The sequence below is a fragment of the Amphibacillus cookii genome, assembly GCF_016908375.1.
Taxonomy (GTDB): domain Bacteria; phylum Bacillota; class Bacilli; order Bacillales; family Amphibacillaceae; genus Amphibacillus_C; species Amphibacillus_C cookii.
Genome location: NZ_JAFBDS010000004.1, coordinates 76,658 through 99,275, shown reverse-complemented (window position 1 = coordinate 99,275; position 22,618 = coordinate 76,658). Strand labels below are relative to the sequence as shown.

Annotated in this window: 18 protein-coding genes; 12 read left to right on the top strand and 6 right to left on the bottom strand. The window is 36.1% G+C overall.

The features are described from left to right. The first annotated feature begins 497 nt into the window (after positions 1 to 497). Positions 498 to 1,907 (top strand): family 43 glycosylhydrolase, encoded by a 1,410-nt coding sequence (locus tag JOE23_RS07190; protein WP_204437051.1) that lies wholly within the window; start codon positions 498 to 500, stop codon positions 1,905 to 1,907. Positions 1,908 to 2,386: 479 nt separating this feature from the next. Here the strand turns inward: JOE23_RS07190 and JOE23_RS07185 are convergent, their stop codons facing one another. Beyond that, positions 2,387 to 2,671, bottom strand: coding sequence for a hypothetical protein (locus JOE23_RS07185; protein ID WP_204437050.1), 285 nt, complete (start codon positions 2,669 to 2,671; stop codon positions 2,387 to 2,389). Positions 2,672 to 2,741: 70 nt separating this feature from the next. Between JOE23_RS07185 and JOE23_RS07180 the strand changes: the two genes are divergently transcribed. From JOE23_RS07180 to JOE23_RS07150, 7 genes are all read left to right on the top strand, one after another. Then, positions 2,742 to 3,098 carry a DUF3139 domain-containing protein gene (locus tag JOE23_RS07180; RefSeq protein WP_204437048.1) on the top strand — a complete coding sequence of 119 codons (357 nt, stop codon included), beginning with the start codon at positions 2,742 to 2,744 and terminating at the stop codon, positions 3,096 to 3,098. A 527-nt stretch (positions 3,099 to 3,625) separates the two neighbouring features. After that, complete coding sequence (locus JOE23_RS07175) at positions 3,626 to 5,242, top strand: FapA family protein (RefSeq protein WP_204437046.1); 1,617 nt, start codon at positions 3,626 to 3,628, stop codon at positions 5,240 to 5,242. 43 nt (positions 5,243 to 5,285) lie between these two features. Further along, entirely contained in the window at positions 5,286 to 7,106 is a 1,821-nt protein-coding gene (locus tag JOE23_RS07170) for a GAF domain-containing protein (RefSeq protein ID WP_204437044.1), read from the top strand. A gap of 489 nt (positions 7,107 to 7,595) precedes the next feature. Continuing rightward, positions 7,596 to 8,054, top strand: a complete 459-nt coding sequence (locus JOE23_RS07165; RefSeq protein WP_204437042.1) for a PTS sugar transporter subunit IIA — start codon at positions 7,596 to 7,598, stop codon at positions 8,052 to 8,054. Between the two features lies 1 nt (position 8,055). Beyond that, a complete protein-coding gene (locus JOE23_RS07160) occupies positions 8,056 to 9,453 on the top strand; it encodes a PTS fructose transporter subunit IIC (protein ID WP_204437040.1) in 1,398 nt (465 codons plus the stop codon). A gap of 16 nt (positions 9,454 to 9,469) precedes the next feature. Next, positions 9,470 to 10,333, top strand: a complete 864-nt coding sequence (locus JOE23_RS07155) for a ketose-bisphosphate aldolase (RefSeq protein WP_204437038.1) — start codon at positions 9,470 to 9,472, stop codon at positions 10,331 to 10,333. Positions 10,334 to 10,389: 56 nt separating this feature from the next. Then, the gene (locus JOE23_RS07150; protein ID WP_204437036.1) at positions 10,390 to 11,163 is read left to right on the top strand and encodes a DeoR/GlpR family DNA-binding transcription regulator; all 774 of its coding nucleotides are present in this window, start codon (positions 10,390 to 10,392) and stop codon (positions 11,161 to 11,163) included. A gap of 723 nt (positions 11,164 to 11,886) precedes the next feature. On the opposite strand, the gene JOE23_RS07145 is transcribed toward JOE23_RS07150, so the two are convergent. From JOE23_RS07145 to JOE23_RS07125, 5 genes are all read right to left on the bottom strand, one after another. Further along, on the bottom strand, positions 11,887 to 12,552 hold the full coding sequence (locus JOE23_RS07145) for an ABC transporter ATP-binding protein (protein WP_204437035.1): 666 nt from the start codon (positions 12,550 to 12,552) through the stop codon (positions 11,887 to 11,889). A 16-nt stretch (positions 12,553 to 12,568) separates the two neighbouring features. Continuing rightward, positions 12,569 to 13,360 carry a hypothetical protein gene (locus JOE23_RS07140; RefSeq protein WP_204437032.1) on the bottom strand — a complete coding sequence of 264 codons (792 nt, stop codon included), beginning with the start codon at positions 13,358 to 13,360 and terminating at the stop codon, positions 12,569 to 12,571. Further along, positions 13,347 to 14,156, bottom strand: a complete 810-nt coding sequence (locus tag JOE23_RS07135) for a hypothetical protein (protein ID WP_204437031.1) — start codon at positions 14,154 to 14,156, stop codon at positions 13,347 to 13,349. The genes JOE23_RS07140 and JOE23_RS07135 overlap by 14 nt, the downstream gene beginning before the upstream one ends. Continuing rightward, positions 14,140 to 14,916, bottom strand: a complete 777-nt coding sequence (locus tag JOE23_RS07130; protein WP_204437030.1) for a hypothetical protein — start codon at positions 14,914 to 14,916, stop codon at positions 14,140 to 14,142. The genes JOE23_RS07135 and JOE23_RS07130 overlap by 17 nt, the downstream gene beginning before the upstream one ends. 749 nt (positions 14,917 to 15,665) lie before the next feature. Beyond that, positions 15,666 to 17,111 carry a DEAD/DEAH box helicase gene (locus JOE23_RS07125; RefSeq protein ID WP_204437028.1) on the bottom strand — a complete coding sequence of 482 codons (1,446 nt, stop codon included), beginning with the start codon at positions 17,109 to 17,111 and terminating at the stop codon, positions 15,666 to 15,668. Between the two features lie 573 nt (positions 17,112 to 17,684). On the opposite strand from JOE23_RS07125, the gene JOE23_RS07120 reads away from it, so the two are divergent. The 4 genes from JOE23_RS07120 (at position 17,685) to JOE23_RS07105 (ending at position 22,286) form a co-directional block, all read left to right on the top strand. Further along, positions 17,685 to 19,019, top strand: a complete 1,335-nt coding sequence (locus JOE23_RS07120) for an ABC transporter substrate-binding protein (RefSeq protein WP_204437026.1) — start codon at positions 17,685 to 17,687, stop codon at positions 19,017 to 19,019. Positions 19,020 to 19,215: 196 nt separating this feature from the next. Next, positions 19,216 to 20,103, top strand: coding sequence for a carbohydrate ABC transporter permease (locus JOE23_RS07115; RefSeq protein WP_204437024.1), 888 nt, complete (start codon positions 19,216 to 19,218; stop codon positions 20,101 to 20,103). Then, positions 20,103 to 20,927: a carbohydrate ABC transporter permease gene (locus JOE23_RS07110; protein WP_204437022.1), complete on the top strand. Its 825-nt coding sequence runs from the start codon at positions 20,103 to 20,105 to the stop codon at positions 20,925 to 20,927. Before JOE23_RS07115 ends, JOE23_RS07110 begins: the two co-directional genes overlap by 1 nt. 360 nt (positions 20,928 to 21,287) lie before the next feature. Next, positions 21,288 to 22,286, top strand: a complete 999-nt coding sequence (locus tag JOE23_RS07105; protein WP_204437019.1) for a LacI family DNA-binding transcriptional regulator — start codon at positions 21,288 to 21,290, stop codon at positions 22,284 to 22,286. Positions 22,287 to 22,618: the final 332 nt, after the last annotated feature.

Here is a 22,618-nt window from a genome sequence, read left to right as displayed (position 1 = left end):
TTGTATAAAAAAGTGGTTTTATATGATAGGTTTAATGCTCGTAAAGTTATTGTTTTTTTATAATCCTGTAAGTGAAACATATTTTTTTAGCTTTTGGTCTAGTGCAATGAGAATGATCTGGAAGGGTATGAAATAGTTAGAATAGGCCTTCTTGGCTTGTAAATCAGACAAGCAAATAGAAAAGCATCCATTACAATCTTGAAATAATTTCCGCTATACGGTAACTTAAGAGTATTAGATAAATTTTTAATCGATTTGAAGAAGCATGTAAAGAATAGTGAACCGTTTGAAAAAGAAGCCACAAGGCATATAAGGAGGTCGTAGTTTATTAATATTTGTTGCGCCGTTATTTGATAGCGCTTTCTTTGTTGTGGAAATAGGGGAAAGTAATTAATAAAGTGTATCATCAAAAAATATCGAAATAAAATACTGGACATTCAAAGCTGTTTAATGATGGTCTAAGAAGTTAAAAATTAAATTTAGGTGGTGCTTTTTTTATGAAAAAACAAGGATTTAACCCTTATCTCCCCTCATGGGAGTATATTCCTGATGGTGAACCTTATGTCTTTAATGACCGTGTTTATGTTTATGGATCTCATGATCGTTTTAACGGCCATGCGTATTGTCTTAATGATTACGTCTGCTGGTCTGCGCCTACCGATAATTTAGCGGATTGGAGCTATGAAGGTGTGATTTATAAAAAAATCGATGATCCATTGAATGCAGCAGCTAACATGTGTCTTTATGCGCCGGATGTCACTGTTGGGCCAGACGGTCGATATTACTTGTACTATGTGTTAGACAAGGTTCCAATCGTCTCCGTGGCGGTATCAGATACACCTGCTGGGCAATACAAATTTTATGGTTATGTTCATTATGCTGATGGTACATGCTTAGGAGAACGAATAGGTGATGAACCTCAATTTGATCCAGGTGTATTAACCGAAGGCGATAAAACCTATCTTTATACGGGTTTTTGTGGACCGGGCGATCGATCAAGAAGTGGGGCGATGGCAACAGTGCTTGGGGCAGATATGCTAACGATTTTAGAGGAACCGGTATTTGTCGTGCCGAGTCAACCTTATAGCGCGGGTAGTGGCTTTGAGGGGCACGAATTTTTCGAAGCACCCTCGATTAGGAAAAAAGGTGATACTTACTATCTTATTTATTCCTCCATTGTCATGCATGAATTGTGCTATGCGACAAGCAAGCACCCGACAAAGGATTTTGTTTATCGCGGGGTGATTGTAAGCAACAATGATCTTCATATTGATACGTATAAGCCCGCTGAAAAACCGATGTACTATGGTGGTAATAATCATGGGAGTATCGTTGATATAAAAGGGAAATGGTATATTTTTTATCATCGCCATACGAACGGATCAAATTTCAGTCGACAAGGATGTGTGGAGCCGATTGAGATACTAAGCGATGGGACGATTCCTCAAGTAGAAATGACTTCCTGTGGTTCTAATGGTAGTCCGCTTGCTGGTAGGGGTGAGTACCCAGCCTATATTGCATGTCATCTGTTCTGTAAGGATGAGGCGATGTATACAGGTGATTTATGGATGGATTCTCAATTTCCTAAAATTACGCAAGATGGTAAGGACGGCGACCAAGAGGTAGGTTATATTGCTAATATGACAGAATCGGCTACAGCAGGTTTTAAATATTTTGATTGCCAAGGCATTAAAGCGATCACTATTAAGGTGAGGGGCTATTGCAGTGGAGCGTTTGAAGTGAAAACATCGTGGGATGGAGAAGCACTAACGACCATTCCAGTTGCCTTTACCAATGTATGGACAGAATATCGATCAGAAGTGGCCATTCCAGATGGCGTTCAGTCCATTTACTTAACTTATACGGGTAATGGTCGGGCAAGCTTAGCTTCTTTTACTCTTGAATGAGTTTTGATATAGATGGTGATCACGTTTATCATAGATCACCGTCCCTAATCGGGCATTTGAAGGAAAACGACTTGTTTATTTCGGATTGTTCAAAGAAGCCATAGCCAAATTCAAAAATGACGATTTAGAAGCGTATAATGAAAAAGGATGATCTCAAGAGAATATCAGGTGGACTTTTTAGATTTCAACAGTTGTGAGGGGATTAGGAATTATTTTGCAAAACATTATGTAAAGACGTACAATTTTGGTGAGAGTGAATGTGAACGGTCAATGCATTCAGATAGGAGACGAAGGAAGAGTTTATGTGATCTGTTAAACTAAAAACAATTAGTTGTGAGTTTTTATTGTTTACAATGTTTCAACTTACAGTTAAAAACAGATATTTCTTCCTAACATCCAAAGAAACAGACTGTTACAAAAAGATAGAGTGTAATAGATTAATTCATATTACTCTCTATCTCTAATAATTTAATTTACAATTACATTATACGAAGAGCTTTTGCTCCAGTGATTTTATTGGGTAATTGATATGAACCAATTATTCCTGTGAAGCTTTTACCTTGAGCGTTATAAGCTTGCCATACAATTTTAGAACAAATAGGTAGGATCCTTTGAAGTTTTCGATTCGGTAAATCCGTATTTGTAATTTTCTTTAGAAAAATTAACACTTTCATCAATCGCATTTTTTGCCAAAGATGTGTTAGAGTAAACGAATAAATATCCAAATAATACAAAAGATGTAAATAATATAATTGTTTTAACAAGACATACCCCCCCGCGGCTATGTTTTTTATTTTTTGGTATTGATTACAATATAAAGGAGATTGATGCTGTATGCCAATAATTAAAAGAAAGAAAACCAGGTATATTTTTATAATAATTATTGCTTTATTTCTAATTACAGGCGGTACAATATTTATGAGTTTTTTTAATAAGAAAAAAGAAAATACTGAAATAATAGATTCGTATATTGTTGAAAACAATTATGAATCTATCATTCAAGAAAAAGAAATTTTATATGATTGGAAACAAGGAACATATTACGCAAAAGTTATTTTTGAAGATGAGCCTCAAAACTACTATGAAATATATGTACAAACTAATTCAGACAATGTATATGTAATAGGGTTTGATAAAGATCAAAACAAGGAAATAACAGATAAAAATAAAGCGAAATATATTAATGGTTAATAAGAGGCTCATTAGTTAGACAGTTAGTAGAGAGCATGCGTATTGATTTAGCGAGCCTTTTTATAAAAAAATATGGTGAGTAGGGTGGGAGTGAGAAAGATGAACTTCCGCTCTTTTAAAGTTGACCAATCTATTCCTTATTTCGCAAGCTTCCCACTTCACGAGCTGTTATGTCCCCTTTTCCTGCTTTCATGTCCTTGCTTCACTTTTCCGGATTAGAAATCTCCTCATTTTTCAAGATAATCTCATTGTTAACAATAAGCCTTTAAATATAATAGTAAATGTTAAAATATTTAATTAATCTTAAAATGTGTCATTTTTAAGTAAATAATGCCCTTTATTGTGTCAAATCTGCATATATCCCCATATAGAAAGCGATTTTGTCCAGCTTTTTTTTGCAATAATTTATATCAATTTATTAATGATCATATTATACTAGGTATAGAAAATGATGGAACTATTGTCACAAACCAAAAGACTCATTTATTCTTATGTTTCGAAAGTATTCTAGTGAAGGGGTAGGGTATATGGATACAGATAAAACACAAAGAAAACTAGTCGATCATGAATATTTCAGCTTGTTTGCAGAGGGAAATTCACTCTTGATAACGGTTAGTAAACAAGGGTTTAATTTACTAGATCTTAATCCGATCTTAGTAGAACTTCCGATGATCAAGATTACTAACTTTATGCTACTGAAACAAGCGATAGAGAATGCTGCAAATGAACCGGTAGTCATTGGCGAAGCCAAACCCATTATTGAAGTGATTCTTTCAAAAGACTTGCTTGAAGCATCAATAAAATTGAACTTGATAGATAAAGAAATTGAAGTATACGATCATAAACATATGGTATCTGAAATATTAAAAGCGCTGGAAACAGCAGGAGTGACGGAAGGTATATTACCCGAAGTCCTTAAAAAAGAACTTCCTTTTAACGAAAAGGTCGTTATTGCGCGTGGTGTTGAGCCGGTTGATGGAAAAGGTGCACAAGTCAGATATATTGAGCTCTCAGAAAAAAGACCACAAATTAATGAAGATAGTTCGGCTAATTTTTACGAGATGAATCTTATTGATGAAGTAGTGAAAGGCGATTGGTTAGGTGAAAAAATTATAGCAACAGAAGGTACCCCTGGCCGGACAGTTACTGGTGAGATACTCCCAGCCAAAAAAGGAAACGAATCTCTATTCAAGTTCGATCCTAAATCTGTTAGGGAAGTAAAAGAAAATGGCGTCATTACGCTATACGCAAAGAAAAATGGAGCAGTTGTCATTGAAAATGGAAAAATTAAAGTAGATGATATGTTAGTGATTACGGGGGATGTTGGCGTAGACACTGGAAATATTGAATTTGATGGGAGCATCAAGATAACCGGGACGGTTACTGATAGTTTTTCAGTTACCGCAACTAAGGATATTTCGATATTAAACCCGTTGGGTATTGGTGGAATAGATAAGATCATATCTCGAGAAGGAGATGTATATATACAAGGGGGCATATTTGGTAAGGGAAAAGCTTACATCGAAGCTGCGCAAAACGTGTATATAAAGCATGCCAATGAATGTACAATTGTCGCTGGTAATGAAATAAATATTGGATATTACTCTATCGGAAGTGATTTGATGGCCAAAAAAGTTGTCTTAGATCAGCATAAAGGAAAGATAATTGGCGGAAGTGTCAAAGCAAAGGTCCAGGTTATATCAGCTTTTATTGGCAATAAATATGAACGTGAAACCGAGATTAAAATTGAAGGTTTTAATCGATTAGAATTGAAACAACAATTAGAAGATTTGTTGAAAGACTATAAAAAACGATTGATTGAATTAGAGAAAGTAAGTAGAGAATTAGAAGTATATGAAACCTATTTCAATCTTCAGGGAGAGTCTGATGATAAAGTTAATGCTTTAAAAGAGTATGAAAACAATTTGGATGTGCAAGAGAAGCTTGCTCAAGAAGTGTTCATGTTGGAAAAGCAAAGACAAGTGATTGTTTCTTTCCTGGAGACGAAGGGAGAGGGCGAGATACAAGCCATTTATAAGGCGTATCCTGAAACAACGATGCAGATTAAGAATATTCAAAAGAAACTTAAGAAATCGATGACAGGGATGTATTATGTTAAAAAAGGAGAGTTATTTTTTGAATAATTAGAAAATTAGGTTAATTACATATGTAAAGGGGGGGGCTTTTATGGATCGAGTAAAGCGCTTATATAGGTATGAAGGTCTGCTAAAGGCTGTTGAATTTTTCACGCAGCGTTTTAATACAGAACAAATTACAGAATTTGCGTTTGAATTTTCGAATGAAATTTTAACATTAAATGCATCTGCATTATTTATAAAAAGAGATGAGGGCTTTGTTTTAAAGTACAACAGGTTATACCCGTTTAATGAATGTAAGATTCCCGATTCTACGGAGCTACGTCATTTTCCAGCTCACTTTGGTAATATTGTTGTCGATAACTTTGAGGCTTTTTTTTCTAAGCAAATCATAGAGCAGTTTAATATCAAATTGGTTATTCCACTTATGGTTGACAATTACATGGTTGGTTTTATTTTAACAAATGGAAAAGTTGTTGATGATTTTAAGAAGGATGATTACATCGTTGCAGATGCTTTGATGCGGTTAATTAATAATTCATTAGAAAACTGTAAATATTTTGCTGAATTGAAAGAATCAAATGCTAAATTAGATCAGAAGAATTTCGACTTGTTTGCAATTAATCAAAATACGAAAGTGATGTTATCTGAAGTGACTTTGGAAAAACTCTATACGATAGCCACGGAAGTATTTAGTGAAGTGTCAGGTAGTAGGGTGACTTCTTTCGGTATATATGATGCTGTTACTGAGGTCATAAAAATCAAGGGTTACCGTGACGTTACTAATTATCAAAAATACTATACAGAAATAGAGTTAGTTGACACACGTTATAGAGGTGAACCGATTGTCTTGCATATTGAGCGAGATGCCAATATCATTCAAAAACTTTTCGTTAACTATGATGTGTTTCAGCAATTAAGTGCAAAGTATATTGTACTTATTGTAAAAGAGGAAATTTTAGGTTTGGTAACATTAGGCCAACCATTAAATAAAGATGATTACGATCCATCGCTGTTTGAATTAATTGAATCATTAGCAGGTTCTACCTATATAGCAATTAATAATGCAATGATGTTTGATGAGCTTGCCATTCAAAAACAAAAGATTGATAGGAAGTTTAAGGTTTTATCTAGTCTAAACAAATTGGTAAGAAATATTAACCATTGCCGAACGATGGAGGAATTAACTCACCTAACAGCTAAGACATTACAACTTTACTTTGGGGTTAAAAAAATGTTTTTCGCTTTTCAACAAGAAGGGCAGTATAAAATAACAAGTAGTATAGGGTTAGAAGCTGATGAGCAGCTATTCCTGATCAATGATCAATGGGAAGATGCTTTGAGTGGAGAGACTTTATATGGTTTTTCAGAAGGGGCGATCAAGAAGTATTTCAATGAGGAAATGCAAAAGCTAGTTAATGAAACAAATTGCGTCGTCATATCACCTATATTAACATCTAAAGGCCTTGACGATTCAATGGTAATGGAAGATAATCCACTGCCTTTTGGTTTTTTAATTGTGTTAGAAGCCAAAGATAGTTTAAAGGAAGAGGAAGTTTTACTTATTGATACGATAACGAAAAATATTTCTCCAATCATCTATCAAATTGACCAAAACAGTAAAATTAAACAGTATTACACGCTTAATGAAAGAGAAAAATTTTTAGAAGACGTTGAGAATAAACTACATGCTTTAAAGGAATATCAAGTGCCCTTTTTCGTTTATTATAAAAGAACAAATAGTGGTCCATTTAATCATGAGCATCAGCAGCAACAAGCGTTGGTGGGCTGTCAAAACTATCAATTTAATGGGTATGAATTTATGTTATCCGATCATGAAATAAACAGTAAGGAATGGCATAGCATCGCTAATGTTGAACAGAAAGAGGATATATTAAACTTTAACTTTTAATGTCATTACTTGTTAAATATCAAACTAAACGAGCTTGTAGCACAAGCTCGTTTTTTACTGCTAGTCTTTGAAAACCTCTGGCTATACGGATACCATAGAGCTACTACCTACCTCAATAGATTTTCTATTTTGAGGTTTAAGAATCAAATTGCCACAAACGATTCGAATCATTGTAGTACTAACAATAATCTTATGCTGTTATCAGTTTATTTTTGTCTTAATAACATGTCTTCGTCATTTCTTCTGCTAACAAAGTATTTCCATTCTATAAATGCAATAATACTAATCTCATTTTCTCCCCCTGTCTGCCATATAACGCTCACCCAAGTTAAAAAACTAAATGATCGTTTTCGTTCATTAAAATGCATGTTTAAGTGTTATTAAATCCAAAATGTAAACTTTCGTTCATTTCATTGAACTAAATAGATCATGGTGCTACAATGACATTGTCGTGGTAAGCGCTTACCAAATTGAGATAGGAGGGGTGATATGCAACTATCATCGGTGTTAGATAAACAAAATATTGTCTTTGATTTAACGATTAAGACAAAGGAAGAATTGTTTAATAATCTAGCTCTAAACCTTGAAAATAATGGATTTATCACAAGTGCAAGACGTTTTATAAAGGACTTAAAAAAGCGGGAAAAGGAAGCTTCTACAGGTATTGAGGATGGCTTTGGTATTCCCCATGCGAAATCAAAGGCTGTAGTAAAACCGACGATCGCTTTCGCTCATGTAGATGAGCTATCGGACTATTTGGCTTTAGATGAGTCACGTGTTGAGTGTGTTTTTATGATTGCTGTTCCCGATCAGGATAATGTTACGCATCTCGAGCTGCTTAGTTTCTTAGCAAGAAAGTTAATGGATGATCAGTTTAAGGCGAGCATCAAGATGGCCAAAGATGCAGAAGAAATACGCTCTATTTTAACAAGCTTAGGAGGCGAATAAGATGAAAATCATTGGTGTTACGGCATGTCCGACCGGTATCGCCCATACTTATATGGCGGCAGAAAAGTTGCAAAAAGCGGCAGAAGCGGAGGGATATCAAGTCAAAATTGAAACTCAAGGCGCTAAAACGGAGAATGTATTGACAGAGCAAGAAATTAAAGAAGCAGATGTCGTTATCCTCGCGGTTGATAAAGGGATTGATCTAAGTCGCTTTGCGGGGAAAACGATTAAGAAGGTGTCAACATCTAAAGCGATCAAAGATCCCATTACTATTCTGGAAGAGGCGATCAGAGGGGAAGGCACGTTTCAATCCAGTAAAGATACGGAAGAGAATAGCTCAGTATCTAGTCATAAAAAGGGGCTGTATAGTCATTTTATGAATGGTGTCAATTACATGCTTCCATTTGTAATTGCTGGTGGTATTCTTATTGCAATTAGTTTTGCTTTTGGAATTGAAGCATCTGATCCCGACAGCGGGAAATATAATGTCATTGCCGGTGCACTATCGCAAATTGGTGGTGGTACAGCATTTGCCCTAATGGTGCCTGCTCTAGCGGCGGGGATAGCTTCGTCAATTGCTGGGCGAGCAGGCTTTGCTCCAGGTTTAATAGCGGGAACGTTAGCGGCGGCTGGCGGGTCAGGATTTCTGGGTGGAATGATCGGTGGCATTCTAGCAGGCTATGTAACTGATTTTACGGCAACTAAAATACATGTTAAGCAATCAATCTCAGCTATTTTCCAATTAATTGTTGTGCCGTTGATCTCGATTACTATTGTTGGAATGGCGATGGTTTTCCTCATTGACACACCAATTTCATGGGTATTAAATGGGCTGACTGAATTTTTAAATGGTTTAGGCGAGACTTCTGGATTGATGTTTGGCTTACTGATTGGGGTTATGATGGCAGCGGATATGGGGGGGCCGATAAATAAGGCTATTTCGACTTTTTCAATTGGACTCATGTCAGCTGGTGTTAATGCACCTATTGCAGCGTGTATGATGGCGGGTATGACACCGCCACTAGGGCTTGCTTTAGCAACAGTAATATTTAAAAACAAGTTTACATTGGAAGAAAAAACATCTGGTAAGTCTTGTTGGGTATTAGGTGCCTCATATATTACAGAAGGTGCGATCCCATTTGCAGTAGCTGATCCAATTCGGGTAATTCCTAGCTTAATGGTAGGCTCAGCAGTAGCAGCCTCTATTTCTATGGCTGCTGGTGTGACGTCTATGGCTCCACATGGTGGTGTGTGGGTGATGTTCATACCTAATGTTATTAATAACTTGCCTATGTATCTGTTAGCTTTAGTTGTAGGTACATTAGTGACAGCAGTTATGATTGGTTTGCTAAAAAAACCAATCAAGCAAGAAGCATTGACAAATACAATTATAGAATAAGAAGGGATTGTTTAAATTGCTATATACAATGAAAGCACTACTACAGGTAGCCAAAGCTCATAAATTTGCAGTGCCAGCCTTTAATATTTGTAGCTATGATATGCTAAAAGCAATAATGGAGGAGGTAGAGGCGCAAAATGCACCAGTGATTCTTGAAATCCATCCAGATGAAATAGAGTATTTAGGTGATGCTTTTGTTGCCACTGTAAAAGCATATGCATACCAAAGTAACGTTCCGGTTGTTATTCATATGGATCATGGTGGTACCCTTGGTGACGTAATGCGTGCCATTCGTAATGGCTATACCTCTGTGATGATTGATGCCTCACTTGCTGACTATGAAGATAACGTAGCTTTGACAAGTCAGGTTGTCGAGCTTGCCCATAAGGTAGGTGTTTCAGTCGAAGCTGAATTGGGTACTATTGGTAATAATGGAGACTCCTATGAAGGCGGATCTGATACAATTATTTATACTGATCCCGACCAGGCTGTTGATTTTGTCAATCGGACTGGCATCGATACGCTTGCGGTGGCTATTGGCACGGCTCATGGTCTTTACCCGAAGGAGGTCAAGCCAGAACTGAACCTTCCGTTGTTAAAAGAGTTAAGTAAACGTATAGATATTCCATTTGTTTTGCACGGTGGGTCTGGAAATCCTGATGCTGAGGTTAGTGAGGCTGTAAAATATGGAGTAGGTAAAGTAAATCTGTCGTCTGATTTAAAAAGTGTATTTTTTGCTGAAGTACGACGTTTGTTGGTTGAAAAACCTAATATGTATGAGCCTAATCAAGTCTATCCATCGGCAAACAATAAGGTGAAAGAGGTTGTTAAGCACAAGCTGACAATTCTTAATACGGTTGGTAAAGCAGATTTGTATTAAATAACAACAGGTGTGGACTTAATTGTCCATGCCTTAAATCAATTGGAGGGGCTAGAATGGTTACAGCAATTCAAAGGGAAAGGCAAGACAAAATTGTTAATCACTTAAAAGCAGAGAATTTTATGAAGACAACTGATTTAGTTGATTTACTTAATTATAGTGAAGCAACGATTAAACGGGACTTAATAGAGTTAGAGAATAAAGGACTTATTCGGCGGACTAGAGGCGGAGCAGTAATTATTGATCGTCAGAAGATCGATATCCCTTACCTGATGAAGGTAGACAAGTTTAATGATGAGAAGAATAAAGAGCGGATGGCAAAAATCGCTGAGACATTAATAGAAGATGACATGAGCTTATTTATTGATTCTAGTAGTACAGCCTTGCACCTTGTTAACCAATTAAATCGATTTAACGGGCTAAAGGTCATTACAAATGGTGTAATTACGGCTAGTTTATTATCAGAGTACACATCTGCAGATGTCAACATACTTGGCGGTTCCATCGTACCTAAGCGCTTCACTGTGAATGGCTCAAAAGCGTTCAACGATGCTTTAAGCTATCATGCCGATCTTGCATTTGTCTCATGTCGGGGATTTGATTTTAATGTGGGTGCAACTGAAATTACGGAAGGAGAAGCACTGATTAAGCAAGCCTTTCATAAACGCTCGAAGGAACTCGTTTTAATGGTAACAACTGATAAGTTTAACCAGAAATATTTAAATCAGAGCCTTAATTGTGCGGATGTAGATTACATGATCATTGATCGTTCATTATCGGAGTCAGAGCTAGAGCAGCTTCAGCACCATAAAATTGAGGTGCTTTATTAAGCTTTTGATGAGTAATGTGGTCAATATAACGATGATTTCAGGCAACCGAGAAAATTTTGTGGAAAACTCGTAATTTCTAGCACATTTATCCTCAAATAATGAGGAGGAGAGACGGATGCATTGGCTTAGGAGTTAGAAAAAACAATTTTTCTGTGGTCTTGCCCTGCCCCTGTTAGTAATTGTCGCGCTCATTGGCAGTATGATAACAGTAGAGCTAGTGATTACCAATATTTTTCTCATTATTGTTGGTGTCATGATAAGGGCAAGCATACCCACCTATAAATATAAAAGATGAAAAAGTGAAGGGCTAAAATCACAAGCTGACTAGGTCGAATAATTGAAGATGGCTAGTCTAATCGAGACGGGCATTAAATGAGGTTAAGTTTCCTTTCGGTTAATAGTTAATATTAGCTTTTATTATAAAAATTAACTATAAGCGCAAATGCTTGAGTGCTTTTTATCACAGATGACCGTCCATAACCCCCCCACCTCAATATAGAGAACAGAGTTAAATCTATTAAGGTGGTTGACAACGGACGCTAATGTCCTGATTCATTCAGCTACCAACCAGTGGGCGAAGAACGAAAACCCCCTACTGATTGAACGTTCGTTTTACAGTAATGAATTCCGTTTAAAGTAGTTAAGGCGAACGAAACCCTACCCTTTATCAGTATAATTAAACGCTGGTTTTCACTATTAACCTACTTTACTTTTTTCGTGAGTCTAGTGAGAGGCAATGGGTGACTTGTTATCTTCTTGCTTAGTGAGCACCCCATTATCAATTCGATATACAGACGCGCATAACATGGAAATGTCCTCAGAATTATGACTAGAGAGCAGTACAGTCATACCTTCTTCCTTAAACTCAAGAATCATTTCACGCATATCTTCCACACCTGACTCATCTAGGCCATTCATCGGTTCGTCTAAGATAAGTAGCTTAGGTTTCTCCATGATTGCTTGCGCTATTCCTAACCGTTGACGCATGCCTAACGAATATTTCCGTACCGGTCGTTGGTCATTTGGATCTAACCCTACCAAAGCAATAACTTCTCTCAGGCGTTCATCACTGACTTGATTTTTAATAGAACTTAGCAGTTTCAAGTTTTTAAAGCTTGAATATTGCGGTAAAAACCCCGGGGTATCCAGTAAAGCGCCGAATTGCTGTGGGAATGCCCCTTTACCAATATTTTCTCCGAAGATCGATATTTCTCCTTTTGTTGGCGTGAGCAGTCCGGCAATGGTTTTGAACAACACACTTTTTCCTGAGCCATTACGACCGATTACGCCATAAACATTCGGTTGACTAATCTCAAGGTTAATGTCTTTCAAAAGGTCGTGGCCTTTAACCGTCTTCGTTAAGTTTTTTATTGCAATTATTTTTTCCATAGCTCTTCTCCTTACACTAAGTTAATCCAAATAATACTTCTTTTCGCTTTTTAAATGTGATCCAACTAAAAAAATAAAGAACAAACATAGTCAACAGCAAGATCGCCATCGACCTAAAGAAAGGCTGATTATACTCGAAGGCAAGGAATCCATAGCTGAGGGGGAGGAAATGCCCCACTGCTGGTCCCATTGACGATAAGGTTATCGAGAGGACTAAACTAATTGTTACCCCCGTAAACGATAACCCTGAATGATTGAACAGAAAACGGATCAAGATCATGATAAAGACTAAGACAAGCGTTGATAGAACAAGTAAGCTAAATTGTCGTAACAGAAAGCCACCTGCTCCACTAGAAGTTGAAAAAGTCATAAGATATTCATCGACTAACCGACTTTTCAGATTTAGTGATAGGGACTTGACGAGTAACATCGTGACCATGTATCCAGACGCAAAGAATGTAATCGTCGAGATAATCGTCGCAAGTGCGAAACTTTGCCACCACATCCGATAACTTCTCATCTGTAAAAGCAAATAAGTGCTTTGCTCCTTTAGTTGAAAGTCAGTAAACGAACCTACCACCAAAAGTAAGGGGAGTAAGACGAGTAACCAACGTAACATATCAAACGTCGGATTGAGCGGCAAATAAAACATAAAAGCTGTTGCGCTCAAAAAACTACCAGGTATCAGATCTGCGTACAAAACATAAACGAGCCATACGTTTGCAGCATAGACAATTACATTAATAAGTAGTTTACTTACTGTTAGCATAGAAGCCAATTGATAACGCATCAGTTTAATAAACGTCATTGTTCTCACCCCGATAAGTATCTAGGTCTGTTTTATGAACGATTAAATAGCCAAGGCCATAAAAGAAGCCGATTAGCAAAAGCCAGTAAAGAAAAATTTGAAATGGAAACATGTGTTGGTTAGCTTCTGTCATATAAATATATTCAAAAATACTCACTCTTTTTGTCCAAAAAAATCGACTTAGCCAATCCATGCGACTTGCTGTGGCGCTAATGTTTATAATATTTAATAACAGAATGACAATCACCGCAATAAACGGGCGCCTGAAAGTAAGGTAAACCAAATAGAAAACTAGACCTAAACAAAATAAAAGTAGCCATAGAAGACTGAACGTGCCAATCAAATAGAATACTGGAGAAACATGCTGTAAGAAAATACTATGGTATGAGTAAAAATTTAGCGCAAAATCACTCCAATGATTAGCAAAATCAAAGACGAATGTTGCTAATAATAATGGAATAGCAAGAATTACAAAAGTGAATACTGTCGTTACGATTGCAACTGCTTTTAAATTTATCTTGTACCAAGCATACCTATTGCTGCACCGAAATGCGAAATAATTTTGAATGTTTCCTACTGAAAAGTGAGTGGTCAATATAATTAAATACGTTGGTATAACAATATATGATAAAGATAAAAATTCAGTAGTTTCAATAGCGAAATCATAGAAATTTTGTTTTGCTGTATCTTGACTTAGTATGAAAAGAAAATAGGCTGTTAGAAAAGCAGTCGTCCAAAACCACGCTTTATGTCGACTGAATAATAGCAAAACTTTAAAATTAGCGATACTTTTCATTAAACATATAACCCCCGATGAAGTATAGCAATATACTAATGGCTAATACGGTTCCACCTAACGTCACCTGTTGTAAAGAACCACTAGTATAGCTAATGTCATAGAGTCCGATTAAATGGAGATCGGGATTTATACTAAATAATACAGTTCCAGAAAAGATAAGCACAACAAATGGAGCGAGTAATGAGAGATAGACATTATGAATGAGTGTCGATAACCCAAGTGACATCGTTGCGAAAATAAATCCACAAATAAATAACATGATTAAAATCAAGATCATCATTAGCCAAGGAGAATTTATACCATTTGCTTGGAGTGATTGAACGGTCTCAATTTGTTCTTTCAGCATGGGCAACCCAAAGATTGGTTTAGCAATTGCAACGGTAATAAAGGCGATCAGCGGGCCAGCGATCAATGCAACGCCACCTGTAAGTCCATTCACAAATAAGCGAATGAGCGCATGTTGCTTTGGCTTAATGCGTAAGTGAAGATAGTTCGCTAAGCCTGATTTAACATCTTCTAAATAAGAGCCAGCGAATGGCAGGCTGGCGACAATAGGAAAAAGAAATGCTAGGATGTTTAACGTTCCCATATTGTATCCAGATAGAAAAATGTATAAAACAGAAATATCGCCATAAGGTAACCAAAGCAAGTACTCAAACATGCCAACTATCGTCGATCCGATTGAAAGAATAACTGCTACCCCCATCATTTTTGATAAAAATGCACGTTTAAATTCTTCTTTTATATAAGCAATCATGTTTGATCCTCTATTCAATTTAAATTATTAACCTAATATATTTCTTAACAATTGATGAAGTATCGATGGTTGTATAATTAGATCACTATCTTTTTAAGTTATTTAATTACATGTTGCAGAGAACAGCACTCAAATTATTAATTTGCCTCCCAATCTCCACTAGCCGGAACATTTGAAGTAGCGGCCTAGAGTAGTAGAGGTAATTAGATAAACCATTTACCCTTATATTCACGTGCGTAAATGCTTGTATCATTTATAAATTAAACAATTAATAACACATTACTAAACCATACTGTTCTATCGTCTTTCATCGACATTGATATTAACCAGTAATTGTTATTATTTTATATTAAACTCTTTTTTAGAGGAAGTAAATAGAAAAATATAGTTTGTAATTGTAAAATTTAAAATCTTAAATTTTGAAATGAGATGAGTCTGTGGAAAGAAGGAGTACGAAAAAAATTGTTTTAACATTATTAACTGTATTTTTTTACTTTTAATATTTTCCTTAATTTTGGGGGGCTTATTTATACGTTGATCCCTCATTCAATAAAAAAATTGATCAACTCATTCCCAACAGTCGAACATTTTGAAAACGTTCCTCTTTAAAAGGTTATTGAAGTAAAGTTGGCATTAGTTGAATAAGCCGATATCCTTTAATACTAAACATCAACAGTAACTTTTAACTACGCTTAAAAAAAAGGCCAAGTCACCCTAAACAGGGGACTTGGACGGCCTTATCGATATTATTATTTTCTCGCCTTACTCACTCTCAACTTCTTACCTTTAATCGTTGTGTTCTCCATTGCTTGCATAACAATCGATCCTTTTCCATTAAGGATATCAACATAGGTCATTTGCTCATGGATGGTTATAATTCCAATATCCTCTGCGGTGATGCCGGGGATTTTAGCGATGGTGCCGACAAAATCAACGGCACGAAGTTTTTTCTTTTTCCCTCCGTTAAAATGAAGTTTCAAAATATCTTGATTCATTCGGGCTGTTTTATTATTTTTTACAATCCGCTTGCTCCGCTGTTTTTCTTCAAAAGCAGTTTTGCCGCTCGCCACCTCTGAATGATCTGGGGTTTCCATTGTGGGAAGCGCAAAGCCGATATAGCGCTCAATCTCTTTAACAAACTTTCCTTCGTAAGGGGTCGCAAACGTAATCGCCTTCCCTTTATTGCCTGCTCGTCCGGTTCTGCCTGTTCGGTGTACATAGGCATCGGCCTCCAATGGAACATCATAGTTAATCACAAGGGAGACATGATCAACATCAATCCCTCTCGCAGCAACATCTGTTGCAATAAGATAGCGAAAACTTCCTAACTTGAAGCCATTCATAACAGCGAAACGTTTTTCTTGATCGAGTCCACCATGGAGTCTCTGACAGGGGTAGCCAGCTTGATCCAATTCACTATAAACGCTATCAACGTTTTCTTTCGTCCGGCAGAAAATTAAACAACTATCTGGATTTTCAACAATTGTCAAGTCTTTAAGAAGTGGAATCTTGTCTTTTTCTTTCACTTCAATCAAGGCATGTTCAATCGTATCGGCGGTAATCCCTGTTGATGCAACCTCAATATGGGTAGGCTCATGCATATAGTTATGGCATAGTTTTTCAATATCTTCAGGGAAGGTCGCCGAAAACACCATTGTTACGCGATGAGAAGGGAGCTCATTAATAATGGCTTCAACTTGATCGATAAACCCACGATTAAGCATCTCATCTGCTTCATCAATGATAAGATACTTTACTTGTTCCAGTGGCAACGTGTCGCGTTCGATATGATCGAGCACGCGGCCAGGTGTTCCAACAACAACGTGCGTCTTTTGTTTTAATGCATCCTGTTGTGGTTTAAAAGGTTCTCTTCCATAAAGGGCCAATGCTTTAATTCGCTTCAATCTGCCGATATTCGTCACATCTTCTCGGACTTGGACTGCAAGCTCTCGCGTTGGGGTCAGAATCAAGGCCTGCGGTTTATTCTCAAGCCATTCAATCTTATCGGCAAGAGGAATACCGAAGGCTGCGGTTTTTCCGCTCCCGGTTTGGGCTTTGACAACGAGATCCTTATCTTTTAAAGCTATAGGAATCACGCGACTTTGCACTTCTGTTGGCGTGTCATATTTTAACACCGCTAGAGCCTTTTTTATTTCGTCACTTATCTGATAATCGGTAAAACTTTTTTCGTCCATTATTTAACCTCTTTTTTGTTTTAGTTATATGTATAGGATGATATCCACAAACGATTCTATACATGACCTGAATATAGCTTATTATACTAGAAAGCAAGGGAAAAATCGGCTTATTCTTTATATTTTAAATAAATAAGAACTCAGCTAAAAAACATTCTTGAAAGACTGATTATCATAGGAATTAAAGTCACTAGACACTATCTAACAGCTCGCACTATAACCAAGTTGACTAAAGATCTGAATAATAGATGTAGTTAATTTTCCACTCCCGATAAGCAGTTTTTAAGAGAATTGTTCTCGCTTTAACACAGTCATACCTAGATATAATGTGGTATCGTTACCATCTCGTTTTCGTAATTAACTATAGGTTTCAAGAAAACGTGAAATTACAAGTTATAACTGTCACTATAGTAACATATAGAAATGAAAGCAAGCGCACAATCATAATAAAAATGACCTTCATTTTTTGAAAAAAATAATGACATAATATATTTATGAAAACGATTGACATAAAAAAATAAGTAGGTTACTATACATAATGTAAGCACTTACAAAAAGGAGGGTTTAATTAATATGAAGAATAAAATGATTTTAATTGTAGGGTTGTTGTTCGTTCTTTTATTAGCGGCTTGTGGTGATTCAAATGATGAAAACGTTACCAATAGCGATGGGGATGGCGGTACCGATGACACAGAGCAAGCAGCAAGCAGTGACGTTGAAATTTCTATTTTACTAACGAAGCCTGAGATTACTGAGCAGTTTGATCAAGTTGTCGCTGATTTTACTGAAGAAACAGGTGTCAAGGTTACAGTAATTCCCTTAGGCGGCCAGGTTGTGCTAGAGAGAATGACAACATTATATGCCTCCGGTAATGCTCCGACCATTACATTAGCTAATATGGAAATTGATGAATTCAAAGATAGCCTGCTCGATTTATCAGAGGAGCCGTGGATTGATACAGTAGATGAAGATTATTATGCACTTGTAAATTATGATGGTAAAGTATTAGGTCAGCCATTAGGCGTTGAAGGTTTTGGTTTTATTTATAATAAAGAAGTTCTTGATGAAGCAACGGGTGGCTTTGATCCGCAAACTGTTAAAACGACGAATGATCTTAAAGATTTATTTGAACAAATAGATGCATTAGAGGGTGTGGATGCGTTAACCGTATCACCAATGGATTGGTCATTAGGCGCGCATCTTACCAATACGATGTTTGCTAGTCAGTCCTCTGACAGAGATGAGCGACATCAATTTTTACAAGATACTATAAATGGAGAAGTAAATTTTATAGAAAATGATATCTTTAATGGTTGGGTAGACACAATCGATATAATGAAAGAATTTAATAAACATAAGCGTGCACCATTGGCTCCGTCTTATGATGATGCACCGTTAGAATTAGCAAGTGGAGACGTAGGCTTATGGTTTATGGGTAACTGGGCTTATCCACAAATACAAGCAGTGAATCCTGATGGAGAATTCGGATTTTTGCCTGTGCCAATTAGTAATGATGAAGCTGATTTTGGAAACAGTCATATTTCAGTAGGTGCACCTTCATTTTGGGCAGTTGATGCTGAACAAGCGAGTGAAGAAGAACAAGAAGCTGCCAAAGAATTTTTGAATTGGTTAGTTTCATCAGAGACCGGAAAAGATCATTATGTGAACACCTTAAATTTAATTCCTGTATCAGATCATTTTGATATAGCACCAGAAGACCCGCTTTCACAAGATATAGTCAATTATATGGACAATGACGACACACTAGAGTTTATTGTTAGCTATTATCCTTCTGATGCAATGAATGTCATGGGTGCTAGTCTAGAAAAATATTTGGCCGATGGAATAGATAGAGCTGGTTTAGCAGAAGAATTTGAGGCGTATTGGTCTTCAGTAGATTCAGAATAAAATATAACATTGGGGTGAGCGTCATCTTGCTTGTCCCAATGTTACTTTTTAAAATGATCGTTTAGACAATTATTCAATGACGTGTAGAGCAATAGTAGGAGTAGTAAAGGCGCTAAAAGCGTAGCATGAATTAATCTTTTGGAGGTATCATTTCAAGTTGAACAAATAAATATTTAAAATCATTGGAGGAAGCGTTATGTATTATGAGAAGAGAATTTCCGAAAGGTTAAAAGTTTTTGGGCTTTTTGGTTTTATCCCATTATTAGTATTCTTTCTTGTTATGATTGTTCCTTTTGTTATAGGCATTTTAATGACAGTAACAACGTGGACGGGGTTGACAGGTTCGTTATTTGAATTTATTGGGTTTGAAAATTTTATTAGTGCTTTTTCTGACCCTAATTTTGGAAGTAGTTTGATCGCTACATTTAAATATGTTGTTTTTACGTTAGTGCTAACAAATGTATTAGGGTTCGGACTGGCTTTACTTGTAACACAAGGCAGGAAAGGGCAAGAATTTTTCAAATTAAGCTTTTTCACTCCAAATTTAATTGGTGGAATTATTTTAGGTTTTATTTGGCAGTTTATATTTTCTAGAGCTTTTGTAAGTGTCGGAGTCGAATTGGGTTGGGGGATTTTTTCTGTATCATGGCTGGCCAATCCGGAAACGGCTTTATGGACATTAATTATTGTCAGTGTGTGGCAAAGCTCTGGTTACATGATGTTGATTTATATAGCTGGTTTAATGGGAATAGACAAGTCATTGATGGAAGCCTCGTTATTAGATGGAGCTAGTGCTTTTAAGCAGTTGATCAAAGTTAAAATCCCATTAATGATCCCTTCTTTTACCATAAGTCTCTTCTTGACGCTGCAAAGAAGTTTCCTTGTTTATGACACCAATTTATCGCTCACAGACGGAGGGCCCTTCAGATCTACTGAATTAATTGCTATGCATATATATCAGGAGGCATTTACCTACCAAAGGTTTGGTGAAGGTCAAGCAAAGGCTTTGGTATTATTTGTTATTGTAGCGTTAATAGCAATTACACAGGTAGGGATTATGAAGAAAATGGAGGTTGAAGCCTGATGAAATCAAAAAAAATTAAATCTCTACTCTATTATTTGTTATCTCTCTTTTTATTTTTAGCATTTGTTTTTCCATTTATCATCATTATTATAAATTCTTTTAAGGATAATTTATCTGTTGTTAGGAATCCATTAGCATTACCGGAAGTGCTCAGCTTTAGTAACTACACTCAAGCCTTTAGCGCGATGAACTTCATTTCTGCATTAAAAAATTCGTTAATTGTAACGATTGGATCATCCCTATTAATTATTGTATTTTCGTCGATGCTAGCTTATTTCCTTGTTCGATGGAAGTGGAAGATAAATAGGTTTATTTTCTTATTATTGGTAATGTCGATGATTATCCCGTTTCAATCTTTAATGATTCCTTTTGTTTCAATTTATGGAAGGCTAGGGTTGTTGGATAGTAAGTATGTGCTTATGTTTTATTACTTGGGTTTTGGTTTAAGTCTAGCAACATTTATCTATCATGGGTTTATTAAAAATATTCCATTTGAACTTGAGGAAGCCGCAATTATTGATGGCGCTTCGAGACTACAAGTATTTTGGAAAGTCATTTTTCCTATTTTAAAACCGATTACATCTACTGTTTTAATCCTAGATGTTTTATGGATTTGGAATGACTTTTTATTGCCATCACTAGTATTAGTTTCAGCAGATGAACGAACGATTCCATTGTCGACATTTTCATTCTTTGGAACCTATACAAACAACTATGGATTAGCGATGGCAGGTCTTGTTCTTGCGATTATTCCGATCATTATATTCTTTCTTATTTTGCAAAAACATATTGTACGTGGTGTTGTTGAAGGAGCAATTAAATAAATGCAGATTTGAAAATGAACGGGTGTCATTGGGTTAATAGGGAAATGGTTTTCGAGATTACACAATGCAATGATCACCCATATAGCCAACTTAAAGTAGAACGTGTTTATTGTCCATATATTTCTAATGTCAAATTAGAAATGTTATAATAAATCATTGAAGTTAACAACAATACGTGAGTCAATTTAGTTAAATAATAATGTCTTGTTGTCATTATTGAACTATGTTGGCATTATATATAATAATTAAAACCTTTCATGCTAGCTTAAGTGAGGGCTAGTAAAACAAAAGATTATACACCTAGTATGGGCATGTCTTGGTGAAGAATGGTGTTAATCAATAAACACGAGGAGAATGGCAATGACGAGTATTAAGGATGTAGCTAAAAAGGCAGGCGTATCTGTTACAACTGTTTCGAGGGTTATCAATAATCGAGGCTATATTGGAAAAGAAACGCGTAAAAAAGTAGAAACTGCTATGAAAAATCTTAACTATCAACCGAATCAAATAGCGAGATCGCTACAGAACAGTAAAACGACATTTATCGGTGTCATTGTACCGGATTCAAGCCATCCCTTTTTCTCCGAAGTCATAAAATATATTGAGATTAATGCAAATGAAAATGGGTTTAAGACAATTATTTGTAATTCTCTAGATGACTATGAAAAAGAAATAAGCTATATTGATATGCTTAAAGCGAATCGGATTGCGGGAATAATTATGTGTGGTCAAACGCTAGAGGTGTCACATTATGAGCGTTTAAATTTTCCAATTGTTACCTTTGATAGAATTATATCGAATATCCCTTATGTAGGTTCCGACAATTATCTCGGTGGTGTATTGGCAACGCGACATTTAATAGACAAAGGATGCAAGAGGCTGTTGCATATTTCTGGTCCGTCTAAAAGGGATATGTTATCGAATCGTCGTGGAAGCGCATTCAGCATAACGTGTAAAGAAAATGACATTCCCTATAAAATTATTGAAAATAAAAATAATTTCTTTGGAATATATAAATATGATGATTTGTATGCATTTATAAAAACAGAAGTAGGACCTTATATAAATGAATTTGATGGTGTTTTTTGTAGTGATGATTTGCTTGCCTATGTCTTGTATGCGTGGGCTACAAACAATGGTGTGGCTATTCCTGATCAGCTAAAAATTGTCGGCTATGACTATCATGGCTTTACGCGTTTATTACAAACACCAAAACTTACTACCATTAGTCAACCAACTGATCAAATTGGGCATGTTCTTTCTTCGACTTTGATTGATTTAATTTTGGAGAATGAGGATGTCAGCTCGATTCAAAATAAGGTGGTAAATGTTGAATTGATCAAAGGAAGTACCACATAGAGTTGCTTTACTAGATCAAATCATGAAGATAATGGTTACGCTTCATGTAAAGATATGCAAGGTGTATGTGCTCAAAGCGTTCATTTATTGAAAATAGTAACTTGTGCTATTGGATACTTTTTTAAATCATGTCTATCATAAGATAAATGTAGCGAAAACTAACCACATGAACATGTGGTAACGATTGACATGCTTAGTTGGTTCCGATTCTCGTCTTTTTTTCATGAGGCATAAAAAAACTGTTAAAGGCTGTACGTGTAGTTGATATAGATTAAATTAAATAAATAGACTTCTAGATTGTTATTAAATAAGGTACATTAAGCATCTTTTGC